The organism is Paraburkholderia sp. RL17-381-BIF-C (assembly GCF_046026435.1).
Taxonomy (GTDB): Bacteria; Pseudomonadota; Gammaproteobacteria; order Burkholderiales; family Burkholderiaceae; genus Paraburkholderia.
Genome location: NZ_JARESX010000156.1, coordinates 1 through 3,572 on the forward strand (window position 1 = coordinate 1; position 3,572 = coordinate 3,572).

Here is a 3,572-nt window from a genome sequence, read left to right on the forward strand (position 1 = left end):
AGTGACGGCGGAAGACGTCGCGAAGTTGCGCAAGTCGACCCACGCGGCGCGCTAGTTCTATCAGGCGGCGCGAAAAAAAAGCGGCAACCGTTGTGCACGGTTGCCGCTTTTTTTTATTTAGTCGCCGCTACTATCTCAGCCTAATCGGTGCAACACGACCGTCAATGACAGAAATGTGCACAGTGAGGCCGGGGGAAAGTGAGCGCCTCGGTACCCCCTTTCACAGTAGTGAATTTTTAGACACGTGATTGGTGTCAATCGAACTAAACATGGAACCCCCTCACGGTCTCGAAACCGACTCAATCAAAGGGGCGGCCGCGGAATTGTCACGTTGGCTGATCGACGGCGCAAATCTACAGAGGACGAGTAGTTGCTCAGACGGCTGACGGATTCTGGGCGAATTCGATGAATCGATGCCATGCGTCGAAACGCTGGGCGAGTTGATTGCGGTAGAGAAAAGCGCGCAGCAAGTGTCGCTTGAGCGCGAAGTGCTGCCGGATTGGTCCGAAGCACGAGAGAAACACCTGGGTGCGCTTTGGGTCTCGAAACCGCGCAAGCGCCGCTCACGTTCACGCTTAGGTTGATGACTATTCTCGGCCCGATTGTTCACGCGGGTTGCAGCCTTAAAAAACACATGTTTGACGTTTGCAAGTTCGGGGATACTGGACTTCGCGGCCGGATAACTGCGCAGCTGGTCGGTGATAACCTTGCGCGGCGGGGGGCAGTAATGAAGCATGCGCTTGTGGAAACCCGCTGGCGTTCGCCACGTCGAATGTCCGCTTCGCTCTCGAGATGGTCCGCCAAGCTTTCTCAGTCTCGACTTTTTTCCTGCTCGCCAGTTCTTGAGGAACGGGCGCGCCACTTTGCCGGCGTCATGCCTACCTGCCGTTTGAACACGCGCTGAAACGCTGCATCCGATTGATATCCCACCGCTTCGCCGATCTCCGCGACAGACATCCCTGTTTGCGCCAGTTTGCGCCCGGCGAGCGCCATGCGAATTTCGGTGAGCACGTCGCTGGCTGAGCGGCTGATCGCTTCTTCGAAGTGGCGTGCAAACGTCGCGCGCGACATGTGACAGAGTTTAGCCAGTTGAGCAAGCGTCCACGGCTTCCCGGGTTCGTCGAACATGGCCGCTAGGGCCGGTTGCAGCCGCTGACGCTGCGCAAGCGCCAGCAGGCCGCGCGGCGCCTGGTCGGTATCGGAGGCGCAACGCAGAGTCAACGCAAACAGGGCGCCGGACAACTGGTTGATGACCGACGCGCTACCCGGGCGTTGCTCGAAGGCTTCCTCGCGCATCAACTCAATGATTCGTGCAAGCCTGGTTGCTGCAAACGCGGCGTCGCGTGCCTGTCCGTCGCGCTTGCTCACGCTGCTCACCAGCAAACGCCCCGGCAGATGGTCGCGCATCAACTGCTGAGGTACCGCCGGGAGCACGAAGCGGCCGCACAGTACATCGGCGCCACCCCGTGCGCTGCCGTTCGTGACAATGGTCAAGCCGTCCTTGTGCTGCTCGCGCGCCGGGCGGGGCGAATTGCCGCTGCCGTCATGCAAGCTGTGCGCGCTGCCGGAAGGAAACAGCACGATATCGCCGGCTTTCATGCGAAGCGCCGGTTCGCTTCTCCCTCCAGCGTCGCCTTCCACCACGGCCTCTCCCCGCAACAGCACGTGATAGGGAAATTCCCACTCATTCGACTCGGGGTGGTCGATGCGCCACGGCGAGCCGAAGTGGCATCGCACATCCAGCCGTCCAGTGACGGGCATCAGCGAGAGCAGTCGGTCCAGCAGTTCCATATGAGACGTTTGAGCATGAAATTGCGGAAGTATGGCATTAAAGAATTCGCCGTGCATCCCTACACTGACTCCCATGCCATACGAGATGGCTAGGCAGTTCAACCCACCAACCCGAAGGAAGGAGTGAATCATGTCCCGTCTGACCACCATTCGCCCTGAAGAAGCAACTGGCGCGGCCGCTGAAGTGTTCGCGAAGATCAAAAAGGCTGTCGGCAAGGTGCCTAATGCGTACGCTACCGTCGGCACGCACAGCCCCGAAGCGCTCAGCGCGGCGCTCGCGTTCGACGCCGCTGTGGCCGCCAGCACGCTCGGCAAGGCAGACATCGAAGTCATCAAGCTGGTTGTCAGCGAACGCGTGGGCTGTGACTACTGTGTCGCCGCTCATACGTTGATGGGCAAGCTGGCCGGACTGTCGAGCGATGACATGAAGCAGGTGCGTGCTGGCGTTGCAACTGGCGACGCGAAGCGCAACGCGTTGGTTACGTATGTAGGTACGTTGGTCGGCACGCGTGGCACGGTGCCCGAGGCGGCTGTCGATGCGGTGCGGGCGGCCGGTTACACGGACCGCCAGATCATTGAAATCAACCTCGCCATCGCGTCGATTACGTTCACGAATCTCGTGAATCGCGTGAATGACACGACGCTCGACTTTCCTGCAGTCAAGTAAGCTCCAGAAAGAAGGCGTCTACTTGCTGTTCGCGCCGACGGAACGGGATCTGTACCTAACGACGATGATCGCGGGGGATGGAGGCGGCCATTCTGGTTGTACTCGCCGCACTCGCTTCTGGACGGTCTGTTGCCGGCAGCGTTCTTCACAAGCAAGCCGGCTTGGGGACTCGAAGTGGCGCGACAAGAATTCGCCGCTGATCGGGATGCAGGATGGTACGCACGGAATCCCAGTTGAGCAAACGGCGGTGTCGGCTTCTTACTGACGCTCAGTGCCAGGCCCGACGGTGATATCTCATTACAGTTTGCCATTGCTGCAGGGGACGCTCCCAGAATCGCAACGTGCCAGGCGAGCGGAATCGCCGCGTCATGGGGCATTTCCGTAGGCTTGTGCATGTTGAGGAGGCGCATAATGAGGCGGCGTTGTGTCAGCGTATCTGCTGCAAGGTCGGGTCTAACGCGACTCGTGTCGTACCTACGCGATGACCGCGGTTTCATCATATGTCGAGCTGGAAATCCGATCGCAGAGCTTGTCTTACCTGATTCGTTACGGCGTCAGGTCAAAGCGAAACCCACTATTCGCATCAAACGAAAAGTTGGAAGACCTCCCTGTAGCTGACAGTCTTGCATGGCGGTGCCACGTGAGCGCGCATTGCGGCCCGAAAAACTCAACGTTTGATCGCGGCCGATGGCCCGACCGTGTCCTATTGGCGTATTTGAATTGGTCGACGTTCAGAAAGGACATTCACCTCGGGGCCCAGATCGATTTTTGACGAATTCTTTTGAAGCGACATTGGCGACGACCTGTAGTTTCGCACCGAGTAGCCCTGCTTAAGCCTTACTGCTCGCTCAGGTCCGTCCGCTCTAGTGTGACAGACTATATTCCGCAGCCACTTTCAAGATTCCTTAATCTTGCATCTCGTGACAGACTTTGAACGCATCGATGCGTCCAAAAAATCCGTTATCTAATCAATGGCTTAAAAAATTGCCTCGTGACAGACTTTATTCTCTCGGATCACTTGTGCCGGTATTCTCTATAGCGCAATGATTGGCTGGCTCGATAGATCGTCCGCATGTTCTCCGAGCATCTCTTTCAGATCGCGCTCAATGATGCG

2 protein-coding genes and 1 pseudogene are annotated in these 3,572 nt (G+C 58.1%); 1 reads left to right on the forward strand and 2 read right to left on the reverse strand.

The window, feature by feature from the left end; genetic code table 11:
* Window positions 1–374: 374 nt before the first annotated feature.
* Window positions 375–748, reverse strand: a pseudogene (locus P0D70_RS36245) (DDE-type integrase/transposase/recombinase); the annotation flags it as partial.
* A 62-nt stretch (window positions 749–810) separates the two neighbouring features.
* Complete coding sequence (locus P0D70_RS36250) at window positions 811–1,848, reverse strand: cupin domain-containing protein (protein WP_408188062.1); 1,038 nt, start codon at window positions 1,846–1,848, stop codon at window positions 811–813.
* Between the two features lie 73 nt (window positions 1,849–1,921).
* Between P0D70_RS36250 and P0D70_RS36255 the strand changes: the two genes are divergently transcribed.
* Complete coding sequence (locus P0D70_RS36255; protein WP_408188061.1) at window positions 1,922–2,458, forward strand: carboxymuconolactone decarboxylase family protein; 537 nt, start codon at window positions 1,922–1,924, stop codon at window positions 2,456–2,458.
* The last annotated feature ends 1,114 nt before the right edge of the window (window positions 2,459–3,572 follow it).

Excerpts from the sequence above, each read along its gene's own strand:
- P0D70_RS36250 (WP_408188062.1), bottom strand. The coding sequence starts at position 1,848 with ATGCACGGCGAATTCTTTAATGCCATACTTCCGCAATTTCATGCTCAA.
- P0D70_RS36255 (WP_408188061.1), top strand. The coding sequence starts at position 1,922 with ATGTCCCGTCTGACCACCATTCGCCCTGAAGAAGCAACTGGCGCGGCC.